The organism is Marinomonas sp. MED121, assembly GCF_000153025.1.
Classification (GTDB): Bacteria; Pseudomonadota; Gammaproteobacteria; order Pseudomonadales; family Marinomonadaceae; genus Marinomonas.
This window is the reverse complement of sequence record NZ_CH672430.1, coordinates 194,337-210,528: the sequence shown is the minus strand read 5'-3', so window position 1 is coordinate 210,528 and position 16,192 is coordinate 194,337. Positions and strand designations below refer to the sequence as shown.

The 16,192-nt window shown below is 40.4% G+C and carries 12 protein-coding genes; 9 read left to right on the top strand and 3 right to left on the bottom strand.

Annotated elements, in window-relative coordinates:
* The first annotated feature begins 63 nt into the window (after nucleotides 1-63).
* The 9 genes from MED121_RS08935 (at nucleotide 64) to MED121_RS08895 (ending at nucleotide 13,064) form a co-directional block, all read left to right on the top strand.
* A complete protein-coding gene (locus MED121_RS08935) occupies nucleotides 64-1,545 on the top strand; it encodes a carboxypeptidase M32 (protein ID WP_009833342.1) in 1,482 nt (493 codons plus the stop codon).
* A gap of 60 nt (nucleotides 1,546-1,605) precedes the next feature.
* Nucleotides 1,606-3,084, top strand: coding sequence for an aminoacyl-histidine dipeptidase (locus MED121_RS08930; protein ID WP_009833341.1), 1,479 nt, complete (start codon nucleotides 1,606-1,608; stop codon nucleotides 3,082-3,084).
* Between the two features lie 273 nt (nucleotides 3,085-3,357).
* Nucleotides 3,358-4,113: a PAS domain S-box protein gene (locus MED121_RS08925; RefSeq protein ID WP_009833340.1), complete on the top strand. Its 756-nt coding sequence runs from the start codon at nucleotides 3,358-3,360 to the stop codon at nucleotides 4,111-4,113.
* Between the two features lie 93 nt (nucleotides 4,114-4,206).
* Nucleotides 4,207-5,460 (top strand): exonuclease subunit SbcD, encoded by a 1,254-nt coding sequence (sbcD, locus tag MED121_RS08920; protein WP_009833339.1) that lies wholly within the window; start codon nucleotides 4,207-4,209, stop codon nucleotides 5,458-5,460.
* On the top strand, nucleotides 5,447-9,232 hold the full coding sequence (locus MED121_RS08915) for an AAA family ATPase (protein ID WP_009833338.1): 3,786 nt from the start codon (nucleotides 5,447-5,449) through the stop codon (nucleotides 9,230-9,232). The genes sbcD and MED121_RS08915 overlap by 14 nt, the downstream gene beginning before the upstream one ends.
* A 615-nt stretch (nucleotides 9,233-9,847) precedes the next feature.
* The gene (minC, locus tag MED121_RS08910) at nucleotides 9,848-10,576 is read left to right on the top strand and encodes a septum site-determining protein MinC (protein WP_009833336.1); all 729 of its coding nucleotides are present in this window, start codon (nucleotides 9,848-9,850) and stop codon (nucleotides 10,574-10,576) included.
* A 102-nt stretch (nucleotides 10,577-10,678) separates the two neighbouring features.
* Nucleotides 10,679-11,488: a septum site-determining protein MinD gene (minD, locus tag MED121_RS08905; protein WP_009833335.1), complete on the top strand. Its 810-nt coding sequence runs from the start codon at nucleotides 10,679-10,681 to the stop codon at nucleotides 11,486-11,488.
* A 4-nt stretch (nucleotides 11,489-11,492) separates the two neighbouring features.
* Complete coding sequence (minE, locus tag MED121_RS08900; protein ID WP_009833334.1) at nucleotides 11,493-11,750, top strand: cell division topological specificity factor MinE; 258 nt, start codon at nucleotides 11,493-11,495, stop codon at nucleotides 11,748-11,750.
* A 141-nt stretch (nucleotides 11,751-11,891) separates the two neighbouring features.
* Complete coding sequence (locus tag MED121_RS08895) at nucleotides 11,892-13,064, top strand: cytochrome c peroxidase (RefSeq protein WP_242603195.1); 1,173 nt, start codon at nucleotides 11,892-11,894, stop codon at nucleotides 13,062-13,064.
* A 229-nt stretch (nucleotides 13,065-13,293) separates the two neighbouring features.
* Here MED121_RS08895 and MED121_RS08890 read toward each other — a convergent pair whose 3' ends face one another.
* The 3 genes from MED121_RS08890 to MED121_RS08880 all read right to left on the bottom strand — a co-directional run bounded on the left by MED121_RS08890 (nucleotide 13,294) and on the right by MED121_RS08880 (nucleotide 16,111).
* A complete protein-coding gene (locus tag MED121_RS08890) occupies nucleotides 13,294-14,025 on the bottom strand; it encodes a hypothetical protein (RefSeq protein WP_009833332.1) in 732 nt (243 codons plus the stop codon).
* Between the two features lie 243 nt (nucleotides 14,026-14,268).
* Nucleotides 14,269-15,438, bottom strand: coding sequence for a cation:proton antiporter (locus MED121_RS08885; protein WP_009833331.1), 1,170 nt, complete (start codon nucleotides 15,436-15,438; stop codon nucleotides 14,269-14,271).
* 4 nt (nucleotides 15,439-15,442) lie between these two features.
* On the bottom strand, nucleotides 15,443-16,111 hold the full coding sequence (locus tag MED121_RS08880; protein ID WP_009833330.1) for a TIGR04211 family SH3 domain-containing protein: 669 nt from the start codon (nucleotides 16,109-16,111) through the stop codon (nucleotides 15,443-15,445).
* Nucleotides 16,112-16,192: the final 81 nt, after the last annotated feature.

The following is a 16,192-nucleotide window of genomic DNA, read 5'->3' as shown; positions in this document are numbered from 1 at the left end:
TCATATTTCTGGCATTTGACTGCAAATTTGTGAAGTCGAGCGCCCAGCCAAACAGGAACCTGCATGAAACATTATCAATTTTTAGTAAAAGAATTTACACGCCTGCATCATTTTAATCATTTAAGCGCCATTACCGAATGGGATGCAGCCACCATGATGCCTGAAAATGGTAATCAAGCGAGGGCGAATGCCATGGCTGAATTGTCTTTATTGATTCATGATATTCTGGTCAATCCGGCGTTAGAAGAGGCTTTTAAACAGGTCGATGAAAGCCAGTTAACCGATCAAGAGAGAGCCTCATTACGTGAAATGAAATCAACTTGGCAAGCGGAAAACTGCTTGCCAGGGGCGTTAGTTGAGAAGAAGTCCCTCGCTGGTGCTAAATGTGAGCATGCTTGGCGTACACAACGTAAAGAAGCCGATTGGGATGGTTTTGCTAAAAACTTAAAGCCAGTCATAGACATTACCCGAGAAGAGGCTGCATTAAGGGCAAATGCCACAGGGTTATCTAAATATGATGCCTTGTTAGATCTATATGAACCTGGCATGACCAAGGAAAAATTGGATGACATTTTTAATCAGGTGAAATCTTGGTTACCTGAATTGACTAAGGCCATTATAGAAAAACAAACATCAAAAAAACTTGTTATGCCTCAAGGCCCTTTTAGTGAAGCGTCTCAAAAGAACTTAGGTCTTGAGATAATGTCATTGCTAAACTTTGACTTTAGCCGTGGTCGCTTAGATGTGAGCTCTCACCCATTTTGTGGTGGTGTGCCTGAAGATGTTCGTATAACGACTCGCTATAGTGAAGAAGATTTTACCCAGTCTCTAATGGGCATCATTCATGAAACGGGGCATGCTAAATATGAGCAAGGATTACCTAAGGACTGGCTGCATTTACCAGTAGGGGAAGCTCGCTCTATGGGGATTCATGAAAGCCAATCCTTGTTTATGGAAATGCAAATTGCCCGCAGTAGTGCATTTTTAGGCCATATTTATCCTCTTATTAAATCCCATCTCGGTGAGGGTGAGGGGATGGATTTAGCAAATCTAGAAACCTTATATCACTGGGTAAAAGCGGATTATATCCGTGTAGATGCCGATGAAGTGACCTATCCAGCCCATGTGATTTTACGTTATGAGATAGAAAGGGATTTGGTAGAAGGCCTTATCGAAGTGGATGATATTCCTGCTATTTGGAATCAAAAAATGCAGGAATATCTTGGTGTCTCAACAGAAAATGAATTTACCAATGGTTGTATGCAGGATATCCACTGGACTGATGGGTCGTTAGGCTACTTCCCAAGTTACACCTTAGGCGCTATGTATGCTGCGCAATTTATGGCAAGTATCAAAAAAGAAATGGATGTCGATAGCTTGATTGCTCAAGGGGATATCAGCCCCATTCAACACTGGCTAGAGGCTAATGTGTGGTCTCAAGCAAGTTTTTATAGTACCGATGAGTTAGTGAAGCGTGCCACCGGTGAAACCTTGAATCCTGAGTATTTCAAACAGCACCTAATAGCACGTTATTTAGCGGACTAACTTAGCCAGAGCAAGATTTACCACTTTATCATTTAAGACAATTAAAAGAAGAATCTATCCATGAATCAATATTTAGAAACCTTAGAACCGACACTTATTTGGAAGCACTTTCGTACTTTATGCGATACACCAAGGCCTTCCTTTCATGAGGCTCAGCTGCGTGAGCTGTTAATCGAATGGTCACATGCCAGAGGGTTAGCAACTTATGTGGACCCTTGCGGTAATCTTGTCATTCGAAAGCCCGCTAGTCTTGGCATGGAAAATAAAGAAACGGTCGTACTTCAGGGGCATCTTGATATGGTGGCGCAAAAAAATGCTGGGGTTGAGCATGATTTTGTAACAGATCCTATCGCAACTCATATTGTTGATGGCTGGGTAACTGCAAAAGACACAACCTTGGGGGCTGATAATGGTATTGGTGTTGCCGCTGCACTTGCTGTGTTAGAAGCCGATGACTTAAAGCATGGGCCAATAGAAGCCTTATTTACGATTGAAGAAGAGACCAGTCTTCGAGGAGCATTAGAGTTAGAAAAGGGTATTCTAGAAGGTCGGTTACTACTTAACCTCGATTCTGAAGATAGAGGTGATGTTTATATTGGTTGTGCGGGTGGTGTGGATATCAATATAAAGCGAGAGTTTGACGTTGAAGCGGTTAGTACTGATAGCGCAAGTTTTACACTCTCCATATCGGGCCTTAAGGGTGGTCATTCTGGCCTGGATATTCATAAAGGTAGAGCCAGTGCTAACGTCTTATTAGCCCGTTTATTAGTTAAATTAGCGGATGAAAAGTTAATTCGAGTGAGTGCGTTTAATGGCGGTACGTTACGTAATGCCATTGCCAGAGAAGCGTTTGCCAAGGTGTGTGTTAACGCATCAGATATCGATAGGGTAAAAGCCTTAGTTGATGATATTGAGCAGCAAATGCAACTTGAGTTTGGTGCAATAGAAAGCAAGCTAAGCCTTACTATGTCAGTTTCAGAGCCTAACCTTTATTGCTTAAAAGAGGCTGATCAAAGCCTGTTATTAAATGCATTAATCAGTGCTCCTCATGGTGTTAATCGCATGAGCGCTGAATTAACAGGTGTGACAGAAACCTCATGTAACTTTGGTGTGATTTCGCTGGTTGCTGAATCGACAGGATTAATTTTTGAATCTTGTTTATTGGTCCGTTCTCTTATTAATACTGCGGTGTTTGATCTTGCTAGAGTGGCTAAAGCTGTCTTTGAGCAAATTGGTGCAAGTGTTGATTTAGAAAATGATTACCCTGGTTGGCGTCCGGATCCCAATGCGGGATTGCTTGCTCACTTCTTGCAAGTACATAAAGACGTGATGGGTTATGAGGCGAATGTGAAAGTCATCCATGCGGGTCTTGAATGCGGCATCATCGGGGCTAAATACCCGGGAATGGAAATGGTTTCTTTTGGGCCTAATATTCGTGGCGCTCACTCTCCAGACGAACGACTTGAGATAGATTCGGTCGGTGATTTCTGGCGTTTGCTGGTAAAAGTGCTTGAAGAAGTGCCAAATAAAATCGCTTAAATCTGCTTTTAGTACGACATAAGGGCCCTGAATGCACCATTCAGCGTCCTTGTGTAACTAAAAAATTGTAAGCTGGCTCAATTAGATAGAAAAATGCATCATTTTTAGATGCACAATTAGCTGCAAAACATAAATTTCCCTCGCATAAATACAACAATTCGTCACAGTTCAGCTCCAGCTTGGCTGCTAGAGTTGGTACTTCAGAGATAGCTAAAGTTACTGATAAAACAAACTTGGTATTTGTTTTCAGGCTCTAAGCTAAGAGAGGCGAACATGTTGAAAGGTACGACTTTACCCTTATTGTTAGGTGGGATCACAGGTTCTGTGATGGTTTACCTTGTTGAGGTATGGCTGCTACAAAATTTTGCCTCACATCTCTCACTTATCATTTTCGTGTTAGTGACTTTGTTAGTGATTTTAGTGGCACTTGTTGCCTCAAGGCTTTGGCAAGATAGGATGATTGAGGGCAAGGTCCGATCTGTATTGCCAAATCTAAGCCCATCTCGATCAAACCTTATTATTTATATTCAAAGCTTAATTGCGGCCTTTAAAGCATCTCGTCTTGAGTTGCGTAATTATCAAAAAGTCATAGAAGAACAAAATCATCAGAACCAATTAAGAGAAAAACTTTTAAGCGCCATTTTAGGCAGTTTAGATGTGCCTTTAATTATTCTTGATCATGATGCAAAAATCATTGAATTTAATAGAGAGGCAGAAAATTTATTTGGTTATGAAAGAAGCTATGTATTAGAAAAAAACCCGCAAGAGATTTTATTATTAGAAATTTTGACAAATATTTATAGCAAGGGATGGAATACAGAATTAACGGCCCATGCGCCAGATCTTTTGAAGCAACCTATCAAAACATTGGGGCAAAATCGTCGTGGCATGAAAATACCTTGTAAAGCCATCATTCAACAGCTAGAGCAAGATAATGATAGGCTGTTTGTCGTGCAAATCTACTCTTCCTCACTACATGCATCAAACACGGGGTTTATTGACCCTCACGCCACTGCTTTCAACTCATAATCTCCTTGTTTCTCATCACTTTTTACTTATTTATGCTGAAAAAAAATGAGGCATTCGTTACTCTGCATCATCGCTAACTAAAACGTAACCTTGATGAAAATATTGCACACCTCTGACTGGCATCTAGGTCAGTACTTTATGGGAAAAAGTCGTAAATCTGAGCATAGCGCTTTAATAGATTGGCTTTTTGATTGTGTCGAAAAAAATGCGATTGATCTGGTATTAATTGCAGGAGATATTTTTGATACGGGTTCCCCCCCAAGTTATGCCAGAGAACTGTATAACACCTTAGTACTTGGGTTACGCCACAGGCACTGTCAGCTTGTCATTGTGGCGGGTAATCATGATTCCGTGAGTATGTTGAATGAATCAAGCTCTTTGTTAGCGGAATTAAATACTTATGTTGTCGCTGCCGCAACGCCACAACAGCCACATCAACATGTGATTGAGCTATATGAAAAAGGCAGTGACAAAGTTGCTGGGTTATTGTGTGCCATTCCTTATATTCGTCCCCGTGATATTGTGTTGAGTGAAGCGGGTGAAGATGAAAGAGGTAAACAAGGCTTATTAGCAGAGCAAATTAAAGTGTTTTATCATGAGGTTTATCAGATAGCCCAAGAGAAATCTGTTGCTTTAGGTGGTGTTCCTATATTGGGGTCAGGGCATTTGACCACATTAGGGGCAAGTGTGTCCGAATCTGTTCGTGAAATTTATGTGGGAAGTTTAGAGTCTTTCCCGTTAGATTTCTTTCCCCCATTCTCCTATTTAGCTCTAGGGCACATTCATCGCCCACAAAAAGTGGCAGGTCTTGAACATGTGAGATATTCAGGATCACCAATAGCATTGAGTTTTGATGAGCTTGGGAGTCAAAAAGGTGTGGTAATAGTTGATTACTCTAAAAGCCTCGCTAACCCTATCATAGAGACGCTTTCTATTCCGTGTTTTCAGCCAATGCTAAGTGTTTCTGGTGACATAAGTTGTGTAGTTAAAGCGCTAAAAAATGCGCTCGACACCCTTGATCTAAAAGATAAAGAAGCGCCTTTATGGGCTGAAGTAACACTTGTCTCTGATGAATATGTGTCTGATCTCTATCGACAGCTACAACAGGCATTGGATGATTTACCAATCGAACTTTTAAGAGTTAAAAGGCAGCTTAAAACGCAAGCCCAAGCGATGGATAATACGAACCAAGAAACCTTATCAGAATTATCCGTTGAACAGGTGTTTGAGCGTTGTCTACAAAGTGCGCATATAGAAGACGAAAAGCCTGCTCTTACAAGGCTTTTTAAACATCATTATCAAGGTATGTTGAGCAAGCAGCAGGAGCTAGATAATGAAAATTTGTAGCTTACGCTTTAAAAACATTAATTCCCTAAAGGGCGAATGGAAACTGGATTTTACCAAGGAGCCTTTTAGCGAAGCCGGTGTTTTCGCAATTGTTGGCGCCACTGGAGCAGGTAAAACAAGCTTATTAGATGCTATTTGTTTAGCGCTTTTTCATGAAACCCCTCGTTTAAAAGTCAGTCCTTCTAGCAATGAGGTAATGACTCGGCACACCTCTGAATGCTTAGCCGAAGTTGAGTTTGAAGTGAAATCTACCCGTTATCGGGCTTTTTGGAGTCAGCGACGAGCCCGTGAAAAAAGTGATGGGAAATTACAGCCAATCAATGTTGAGCTTTGTCTAGCATCAGGGGAAGTTCTTGCCACGAAAGTAAATGAAAAATTAGCTTTAATGGCACACATTACAGGGCTAGATTTTTCCCGATTTACCAAATCCATGTTGTTAGCTCAAGGGGGCTTTTCGGCTTTTCTTAATGCTGAAGCCAATGCGAGGGCAGAATTATTAGAAGAGCTAACAGGAACAGAAGTTTATGGTGATATCTCAAAATACATTTTTGAAGAGCACAAACTTCAGCGTCAAGCCTTGCTTTTGCAAGAGCAACAGTTAGATGAATTTGAACGTCTAGATGAAGACACTCTGATTAGTTTAAAACAACAAGAAGCTGAATTCTCATCAAAAGAGCAATTACTTAAAGTCGAAATAGAAGATGCTGAGAAACGCTTCAATTGGTTAAAGCTTTGGCAAAATTTAACGACTAAACAGACTGATTTGACCGAAAATTTAGCCGCAAATGAAAAGAACTGGGAAAGCTTTAAACCTCAGCTTGCGTCTTTTGAGTCAGGCTTAAATGCCAATTTAATAAGCCAGTTTTATGAGCAAAAGAAAAAAGCCTTTGCGGTTGAACGTGAGGCGACTGAGAAGCGTCATGTAAACCAAATGGCGCTTTTAAGATTGAATGATGAAAGAAGCATTTTGCTGCAACAAGAATCAAGTAGCCAAGCAAAGTATGCCTTATATGAGTCAGAGTCAGAGCGTTTTAAGCAGCTAGAAGACAAGGTGATTAACCCGCTTTTAAGTGAGAAACATAAGCAATCTGCATTATTAACAAAAGCCAATTCAGACTTCAATCAGGTAATAGAGCAAAGTCAAAAATTAGAAAGCCAAATACAGCATGATACTAAGCAATTAGCTGGCATTACCCAAGAGTTAGATCAACTGCAAGACGTACTCATCCTGTCTTCGCAAAATGACGTGATTAGTAATGAACTGACTGCTTGGGAGCAACAATGGCAATATTTATTAGAACAACAAAGGGTGCTTTATCAATCTCAACAAGTAGGCGATAAGCTATTACGTGATCAAGCTAAATTAGTGAGTAGTCAGCAGGCTAATCAAGCCAGTGTGGCACTTGAAACTGATAAGTTAGCGCATTTACAAGGTGTATTTAACAAGATTGAACATGATATCTTGAATTTGACCTTAGGAGCCGGTGTCAATGCTTGGCAAGAATCTGATCGACTGGCTTTACAAGAATTAAGTTTGATTCAACAGGCTTGTAAAATAGTTCAAAGTTATGATTTTGCCCAAGGGCAATCCCTGCGATTAGAGAACCAAAAAAGAGAGCATCAGCGACACCAAGAGCAATTAGACCAAGAGTTAGTGAATAAACGACAAGCGTTTCAAGAGGCAAAAGCTCACTTAGATACACTCGAGTTATTAGCTAAGAAAGAAGAGCGTATTGTGCAGCTGGAGGCCCTAAGAGCTGAGCTGGAAGAGAATCAAGCTTGTGTGTTATGTGGGTCTTTAGAGCACCCTTATGCTCATCTGTCTAGTAAGAGCCATCAGCCGGGTGAAGGTCATCAGCCGATTGAAGGTCATCAGCCGGGTGAAGTTCATCAGCCGGGTGAAAGCCATCAGACACTGGCCCAGTATGAGGCGCAATCAGCTAAGGTGCATCAACTCGAAGCAGAAGGTCGTGACCTAAGCTCTCAAAGTCAGACAATAAACGTATTAATCACCCAACTTGAAGCAAATTTATTAGAGCAAAGGCACATAATTAATCAGATTGAGCAGGAAGCAATTGATTTAAATTTACCTAATAATCAGACATGGCCCGCTATTTCTGACTCTACAGCTTGGCAAGCGATCCATGCTGAATCTCAGCGAATACAGACTCAAAACGAACATACACGTACCCAGCTCACGCCGCTAATGCATGAACTAGAAGCGGTTAGTCAGCAGGTTCAAATGGCTCAGCAAAGTCTCGATAAACTTTTGCAGCAAGGAGACTATGAAGCCCAATCCTTAATGCTATTAAATACACGTATTGAGGAGTTTGTTAAAGAGCAGAGGGATAATGAGGCACTCTTTAAAGACAAGCAAACTCATCTACTCGGCCAAATTGCGCCTTATCTTGAAGTGTCTTATGAATTTCAAGATCTTCACCAAGCCTTTGAATATTTACAAAGTCGGTTAAGCCGCTGGCGTGATGCACAAACAAGGCAAGTTGCTTTAAAGCAGCAAGAAGGCAATCAAAAGGCCAAGCTTGATGTCAATGATGCTCAGCTCACCCAATTAAAACAAACACATCATGAGCTAAGCCTTGTGTTGGAGACTTATCAAAAAGCGTTAGATTTAATTCAAGATCAGCTTACTAGTCATTTAGGTGATCAAAGCCTAGAACAGAAGAGAGCGGGTATTAAACAAGCGCTTACTTTAGCTGAGCAAGATGTTAAAAAAGTTCAGCAAAAAGGATTAGATATCAGTGCTGAAATTCAGTCTCTAGAGGGAAGTCTATTAGCGCAAGAAGAAAGACTTCTACTTTTACGCGAAGACACCATAAGTGTTGAAAAAATCTGGCAGCAAAAGCTCATTGATTCTGGCTTTGATGATGAAGCCGATTGGCAAGCTCAGCATCTTGCTGACAGTGAAATGGATCGTCTTGCTTATGATAAAAAGCAGCTTGAAGAAGCGCTCGCTCAAGCAAAAGATAGGTTATTACAAGTTAAGGATGAAATTGAAAAGCATCAGGCTAGCTTTCCAGCAAGCTCAGAGTTTATTCCTGCTAAGGTGTTTGAGCTAACAGAGGCTGCTTTGGTTCATCAGATAGAGACGTTAGAAACAGAGATCAAGGCCCTGTCTGTTAAGCATACCCAAGAACACCAGCGTTATGGTCAGGTGAAAATGCAGTTAAAAACCCATGAAGATACCCAAACTAAGTACCAATTGGGATTGGAAAAGTTAGCTAAAGCCAGAAGTGAAATGGCCTTGATGACTCAATTGCAGCAATTAATTGGCGCGGCTGATGGGGCTAAATTTCGCAAGTTTGCTCAAAGCCTTACATTGGATAATTTGCTGCATTTGGCAAATAAGCGATTGGCTTTATTGCACGATAGATATCAATTACAAAGAAAGTTTGGGGATAAGTTAGAGCTGGTGGTGTTGGATACTTGGCAAGCGGATAGTGAAAGAGACACACGAACCTTATCGGGTGGTGAATCTTTTCTGGTCAGTCTTGCGCTAGCGTTGGCGCTATCTGATTTAGTTTCACATAAAACCAGCATAGATTCTTTGTTTTTGGATGAAGGGTTTGGCACATTAGACAGTCAAACCCTAGATATTGCACTAGATGCTTTAGAGTTACTTAATGCAGCAGGGAAAACAATTGGGATTATTAGCCATGTTGAGGCCCTTAAAGAAAGAATGTCGGTGCAAGTGAAATTAACCAAGCTGCCCGGGTTAGGCATTAGTCAGCTTGATAAAATGTATGCTGTCTAAGAAATGAACAGCTCATATAGGGGGCATTAAGTTGTCCCCAGAAACCCTATAACAAACCTCTGAATAACTCGATATTATCCTTTAAATTCAATGTCTTAAGTTCTTGTCCAGAAAAAATTTTATTTTTTTTGAGTTTCATAAGTTTCAGTTTGTTAGAGAAACTAACCAGAGTATTTAGCAGGTTAGTGAATACCTATTTAGGTTAAAATTTGATCAGTTTTGAAATAAAATTTTCAAAACTGTTTCTGTTTAGCAAAGAGGGCTGCCCATCATTTTTTCAGCTTTGTGTTTGAGAAAAAGTCTTAAATAAAAGGTGAGTTTAATCAGGTTATTAAAAAATGATTCGTCAAAAAGCGTTTGTCCAAGAATACGCGACCAAAACGCTTTATGAATTGATTGAGAGTCCGATCACTAAAAAAGATTTTTAAGCTAAAGCTTAGGTGCTGTATCCAGATGTTAAAGCGGGAGTCATTATTCGTAGATTTCCACGTAAGCCTGCTTGGTGTGTATCAAATCGTTAATTAGGATTCCTTCTTGCTTCCTTTAAATTCTAAGCTTGTTAAAATAAGCCAAGGCTAAAGGTCTATTAGTTCAAAATTATAAGGACACCCCCCTATGTCAGAGACAAACTTCCAATTTAAAGGAAGTGTTGTGACCACTATTTTGCTTCAAATTAGTCATTTTGATGAAATGACCCTGATTTCTGCAATTGAAAATAAAGTTGATCAAGCACCACATTTTTTTCAAATGGCCCCAGTTATTATTGATTTAACTAAATTAGATCAAAGTATTAGCCTAGACGAATTTAATCGTCTTTTGCTACATTTAAAAAACTTGGGCCTAAGCCCTATCGGATGGCGTTGTAGTGATACCAATAAACCAGATTGGATAGGGGATGCAAGTTTACCTATTTTACCTGCATCTAAGACACGTGCTACCACATTAGAAAGCCGCGTTAATCAGGATAAATCTAACCAAGATGTTGTGATTAAAACGATTGTTGAAGAAAAACGCGTAGCCCAAAGTTCAAAAATTATTACAAAACCGATTCGTTCAGGCCAGCAGGTATACGCAGAAGGTGATTTAATTATATTATCCTCTGTTAGCCCTGGTGCTGAAGTGTTAGCTGATGGCAGTATTCATGTGTATGGTGCGCTTAGAGGCAGAGCGTTAGCGGGTGTACGAGGCGATATTGGCGCGCGTATTTTTTGCCGTAGTATGGAAGCTGAACTGGTATCGATTGCAGGCAACTTTATTTTAAGTGATACCTTGCAAAGCGGTCTTTGGAAAGAGTCTGCGCAAGTGCTATTAAACGAGGAAAATATTGAAGTTAAAACGTTTTAGTCCGCATTGTTTTTTAGGTATCGCGACTATTTGAAATTTACGTTTTGACTATTGATTTAAATATTATAATGACACTGTTTGAAGGTGTACGGGAGAAATAAATTGGCGAAAATTATTGTTGTAACGTCAGGCAAAGGCGGAGTAGGGAAGACTACGTCAAGTGCTGCTATCGGTACAGGCTTGGCGCTGAATGGCCATAAGACTGTCATTATTGATTTTGATGTAGGTTTAAGAAACCTAGATTTAATCATGGGTTGCGAGCGCAGAGTTGTTTATGACTTTGTAAATGTGATTAATGGCGAAGCGACTTTATCGCAAGCATTGATTAAAGATAAGCGCACTAAGAATCTATCAATTCTGCCTGCATCACAAACACGTGATAAGGATGCGTTATCCCAAGAAGGCGTCCAGCAAGTATTGAATGAGTTGAGTAAAACCCATGACTATATTGTTTGCGATTCACCCGCTGGGATAGAGAAGGGGGCTCAGATGGCCCTTTATTTTGCTGATGTGGCTATTGTGGTGACTAACCCAGAAGTTTCATCAGTGAGAGACTCTGACCGTATATTAGGTATTTTACAAAGTAAGTCTCGTCGAGCAGAGCAGGGTATGGACCCTATTGAAGAGCACTTATTGTTAACCCGTTATCACCCTGAGCGTGTTGAGCAAGGTGAAATGCTAGGTGTGGCTGATGTTGAAGAAATTCTTGCCATTCCTTTACTTGGTGTTATTCCTGAATCAGAAGCAGTTTTAAAAGCATCAAACCAAGGTACCCCTGTCATTCTTGATGCTCAATCTGAGGCGGGTTTAGCTTATGATGATGCTGTGCATCGTTTGTTAGGTGAAGATCGTCCTTTACGCTTTTTAGATGTGCCTAAAAAAGGCTTTTTCAAACGTTTACTTGGAGGTTAGTTGAGTGGGTATTTTTGATTATTTTAAAAGTAAGAATGAGCCTACTTCAGCCTCAGTTGCTAAAGAGAGATTACAAATAATCGTTGCTCACGAACGAGGTAAGCGTCAACAGCCAGATTATTTGCCTCAGATGCAAAAAGAAATCATTGAGGTGATACGTAAGTATGTCAACATTGGTTCTGACGATGTTCAAATTCAATTGGAAAATATTGAGGATTGTTCAGTTCTAGAATTAAATGTGACCTTACCTGATCAAGCTTAATTTTTACAAAATTGCCAGATTAGCTAAAAGCAGCATCATTATGCTGCTTTTTTTTGATCTCTATCAAAATGATAATGCTTACTATTTGTGTTACTATTTGTAAAATTTAAAGTGTCCATATTTAAGCAGAAAGGGTGATTTGTGCGTAATTTAACGGGGTTGATGTGTTTTACTGGAATTGTGTTAGCAGGCTGTCAAGTCGTTGACGAACCAACCAAGGTGGTTGTTAAAAAAGCATCTAGTTTACCGGTTGCTACAGATGATCCTAAAGCGATACTGGGCAGCCAGCTTTACTTCGATGTTAACCTCTCTCTTAATCGTAATCAGTCCTGCGCAACTTGCCATAATCCCGCCAAAGGTTTTATTGATGATAGAGATAATGGTGTGTCAGGTATGGCGTCACTAGGGTCTGACCAGGTCTCGATCGGTGATCGTAATACTCCAACAGCAGCCTATGCCGCCCTAAGTCCGCTTTTTTCTAAAAAACAGGATGGTAGTTATATTGGTGGTCAGTTTCATGATGGAAGAGCCTCTAGCCTAGCAGATCAAGCCGCAGGTCCACCTTTAAATCCAGGCGAGATGGCGATGCTGTCAAAAGATCAGGTGCTTCAGCGTATTAATGAAAATGCGTTTTATAAAACTCAATTTGCGGCATTGTTTGGTGAAGAGGTGTTGGTCAATAGTGAGACGGCTTATCAGGGGATGAGTGATGCCATCATGGCTTTTGAGCAAACGGAGTTATTTATGCCATTTGATTCTAAATATGATAGGTATTTACGGGGTGAAGTGGCGTTTAACGATCAGGAAGAGCTAGGCAGGACCTTGTTCTTCTCTGAGCAGTTTACGAATTGTAATCAATGTCATCAGCTTAATTCCTCGCCTTTTTATGCCACTGAAACCTTTACGGATTTTACTTATCACAATATAGGTGTTCCTGAAAATCTAGCGCTGCGAAAAATCAATGGGGTTACCGAGAAGGATCTAGGTTTGTTTGCGAACCCTGACGTTAATGGGCAAAGTGAACAAGGTAAGTTTAAGGTGCCAAGCCTGCGAAATGTCGCGGTAACCGGCCCTTATATGCACAATGGCGTGTTTCAAGATCTTCGTACCGTGGTACTTTTTTATGATAAATATAACAATGTGACACGTAAAGTTAACCCAGAATCAGGGACTAATTGGCTTGACCCTGAAGTTACTCAAAACTTGGCTCCAGAGTTAACCGATGGCCCAGCGCTTGATGATCAAAGAATAGACGCAATCGTTGCCTTCTTAAAAACCTTAACGGATGAAAGGTATGAGGCATTAATAAACTAACCCGTTTAGAATAACGCTTAAGGTGGCTGCGATAAATCCTCCTGCCTCTGGGAGTTGATTTTATCTAAGCGCCTTTGTACAAAGCTCAGTTATATAAAAGCTCTGTTATATTAAAGGCCCGTTATATAAAAGGCTTGTTATATAAAAGCCCCCAGTAGAAAATAACGACTGGGGGCTTTGATTGGCTTCAAACCACTTCTATTGAGATCCTTGGATCAAAGCGATTTGTTTAGCTTCTGTGATGTCTTTTTTTGAACTCAGGAAAGCCCGCTTTATTTAATTGCATGCGGCTAATAAGCTCATCTTCAGTGCTCATGATAGTCACAGTGTAGCCGCCTTCTTCATTGACACTAACATCACCTAACTTAAGGTCATCATTATTTAAGCGAATCAGTTTTGCTTGGGCGATGAGGGTCATTTCATCCAGTGTAATTGCGTTATTTTCAAGAAAAGCTTCACGTCTTAGTTCTCTTTTCTCAGCTTTATTACTGGCTAGCTCAAGCTCTGTCTGATCCATGCCCTGTTCGGCATCTGGTGCCATTTTACGGTCTTTTTTAAAGCTATGTTCGTTTTGTGCGTAACGACCCTTGCCAAATTTTCCGCCTTTTTTGTGTTTACCAAATAAGCCAGGTAAAGGTGCTTCAACAGGAATGGCAAACTTATTCAATTCGATATTTTTAGTTTCACCTGAAGCATTACTTAATGTGATCAAAAAGGTGCCTTGAGTGGTTTTTTCAACACCGTCGAGCACTTGCTCATCTTTGTTTCTGCGAAGTAGCTTAGCTTCAACCAAGGTGTTGATCTCGGTGAGTGTATATTCACGATCAAGTTGAAAATGGCCTCGTTTCATCATTTTGTCACCTTCATCCATATAAGGCACAGCAAGGGCTAAACCTGTCACAGAAAGGGCGCAAAGGCTGATAAGGGCGATAGATGTTTTCTTTTTAAAATACTGTTTCATAATGAACTCCGTGTTTCTACTAATAGATGAAAAACCCTGTGTTTTTCGATGTGATTAGTAAAACACCCTAATGTCGCAAAAGTTTGTCATGAAAAGGTGACTTTGTCGCAAGATGTAACAAGTAAAAAAAGTCTCCTGTGTTTGATACAAATAGGCCTTAATTCTTGAAAAGTGTGGTTTTACATAAACGTCAGGCAAAAAAATACCAACGCTAGGCTGGTATTTTTACTTGCAGGAGTGAGGTTAATCTCGCCTGAGTTTATCTGAGATAGCGATAGGGTTCGGGTAATTTAAAATCACCACATAAGTAGAAAGCGCAAAGCTTAAAATAGCTGTCGCCTGAATTACATGTGACGCTTCAATGCCGATTAAGCCGATGCTGGCGGCTAGGTACGCAATCAAGAGTGAAAATTCGCTTACTTGGCCAAGGCGAAAACCAACTTCCCAAGAGGTTGATGCATCTTCTTTTAACCCTTTAAGTAAGTAACGAAAAACAACAGGCTTTAGCAACATGCTTGTTACCGCCAAAATAATAGCGGGTACTATCACAAGTCCAAGAAGTTCAAGGTTAAAGCTTGCGCCTATGGTGAAGAAGAAAAGCACCAAGAAAAAATCTCGTAAAGGCTTTAAATGGGTGGCTATGTATTGAGATATCGGACTGGTTGCGAGCGCAACACCACCAATAAAGGCCCCCATTTCAGCCGAAAGCCCCAGGTACTCAGCCGCAACGGCCATAGACAAACACCAGCCAATTGATACTAAAAAGATGAACTCATGAAAACGGTCGAATTTAGCAATTAATTTAAGCAGTACATATTTAACAAATAAGAAGGCAAAAGCGATAAGGCTTGGCAGACCTATGATAGGGATCAATATTTGGCTGGCACTACTCTCTTGTGTGCCTGCGATACTGTAAAGCACTAATAGGACAGCAATGGCAATAATATCTTGCAGTAAGAGCAGGCCAACCACCAACTCACCTGTATGTTTGTGATGAAGTACCGTGGTGGGTAACAGCTTGATACAGACAATTGTACTTGAGAACATCATGGCGATACCTATGATGCTTGCTTCGATTTGACTGTAACCAAAGGCTAAAGAAATACTATAACCGACACCGGCAAAGACGATAGAGCTTAATAGAGCAACCCAAGACGCCTTTTTAAGCATGTTGATTAAGTGGCTAGGCTGCATATCGAGCCCAAGCAGGAAGAGCAGGAAGATAATGCCAATATGTGACATTTCATCCATTAATTTGGGTTCGTCAATTAAGCTCAATGCAGAAGGTCCTAATAAGGCACCAAGGGCGATGTAAGCAATAATTAAAGGTTGTCTGGTGTAGAGTGCAACTGTCGCAATGACAGCTGCACCAGCAAAGATAAGAAAGAAGGAGTGGACTATGGAAACTTCCATCTAATTAAGACCACGCTCCGCTACTCGCTTTTTTGCGACGCATTGATGGGGCAATGATGCCAAATAGAATACCAATGATGAGTGTGCCTGATCCTATGATAAACCACTTAAGCTGTCTTTCATCTTGTAAGCGAATATTCTCAGTTTCAGCAAACTCTAGACGCTGCATAATGGAGTCAACTTCAAAGCTCATGACTTCTTTGCCTTTAACGATTTCTTGGGCTTCAAGTGTGAGTACTTTTAAATCAGCAAGCTCTTCTTCTAGTGCGACTTTATCCGCGACTAATTTTGCAGCATCTTTTTTAAGTTTATTAATAGTAGAAGAAGACTGATTAAGTTGTTTTTGAATCACAAGCTTACTTTCGACTAACTCAGTAATTTGGGTTTCTTGTTCAATAACCTTATCGCGAGTGACTTTGTTTTCAGTCAAATAATAATCAGCGATCCAACCTTCATTACCCTTTGGTGTTAATACACGGGTATGACCATTTGATCTTTCTAAAACTTGCAGTTCAGTACCACTTCTAAGACCTCTTTCAACGGCCCGAGTGCTATTGTCTTGTCCCTCTCTTACTGAGACAAACTGAATATCTGAGACATATGCGGTTTCTGCATATACGGATGTGGCGAATAAAATAGCCAATAGTGCAGTGATGGTATTTTTATAAAACACGTTAAGACCCTTTAACAATCAACAACTTTAGCGTGTTTTATACCTTAATGATGGGAAACAAAATACGCAATAGAAAAAGGC

Coding starts and splice junctions, on each gene's coding strand:
- MED121_RS08935 (WP_009833342.1), top strand. CDS start 64: ATGAAACATTATCAATTTTTAGTAAAAGAATTTACACGCCTGCATCAT.
- MED121_RS08930 (WP_009833341.1), top strand. CDS start 1,606: ATGAATCAATATTTAGAAACCTTAGAACCGACACTTATTTGGAAGCAC.
- MED121_RS08925 (WP_009833340.1), top strand. CDS start 3,358: ATGTTGAAAGGTACGACTTTACCCTTATTGTTAGGTGGGATCACAGGT.
- sbcD (WP_009833339.1), top strand. CDS start 4,207: ATGAAAATATTGCACACCTCTGACTGGCATCTAGGTCAGTACTTTATG.
- MED121_RS08915 (WP_009833338.1), top strand. CDS start 5,447: ATGAAAATTTGTAGCTTACGCTTTAAAAACATTAATTCCCTAAAGGGC.
- minC (WP_009833336.1), top strand. CDS start 9,848: ATGTCAGAGACAAACTTCCAATTTAAAGGAAGTGTTGTGACCACTATT.
- MED121_RS08890 (WP_009833332.1), bottom strand. CDS start 14,025: ATGAAACAGTATTTTAAAAAGAAAACATCTATCGCCCTTATCAGCCTT.
- MED121_RS08885 (WP_009833331.1), bottom strand. CDS start 15,438: ATGGAAGTTTCCATAGTCCACTCCTTCTTTCTTATCTTTGCTGGTGCA.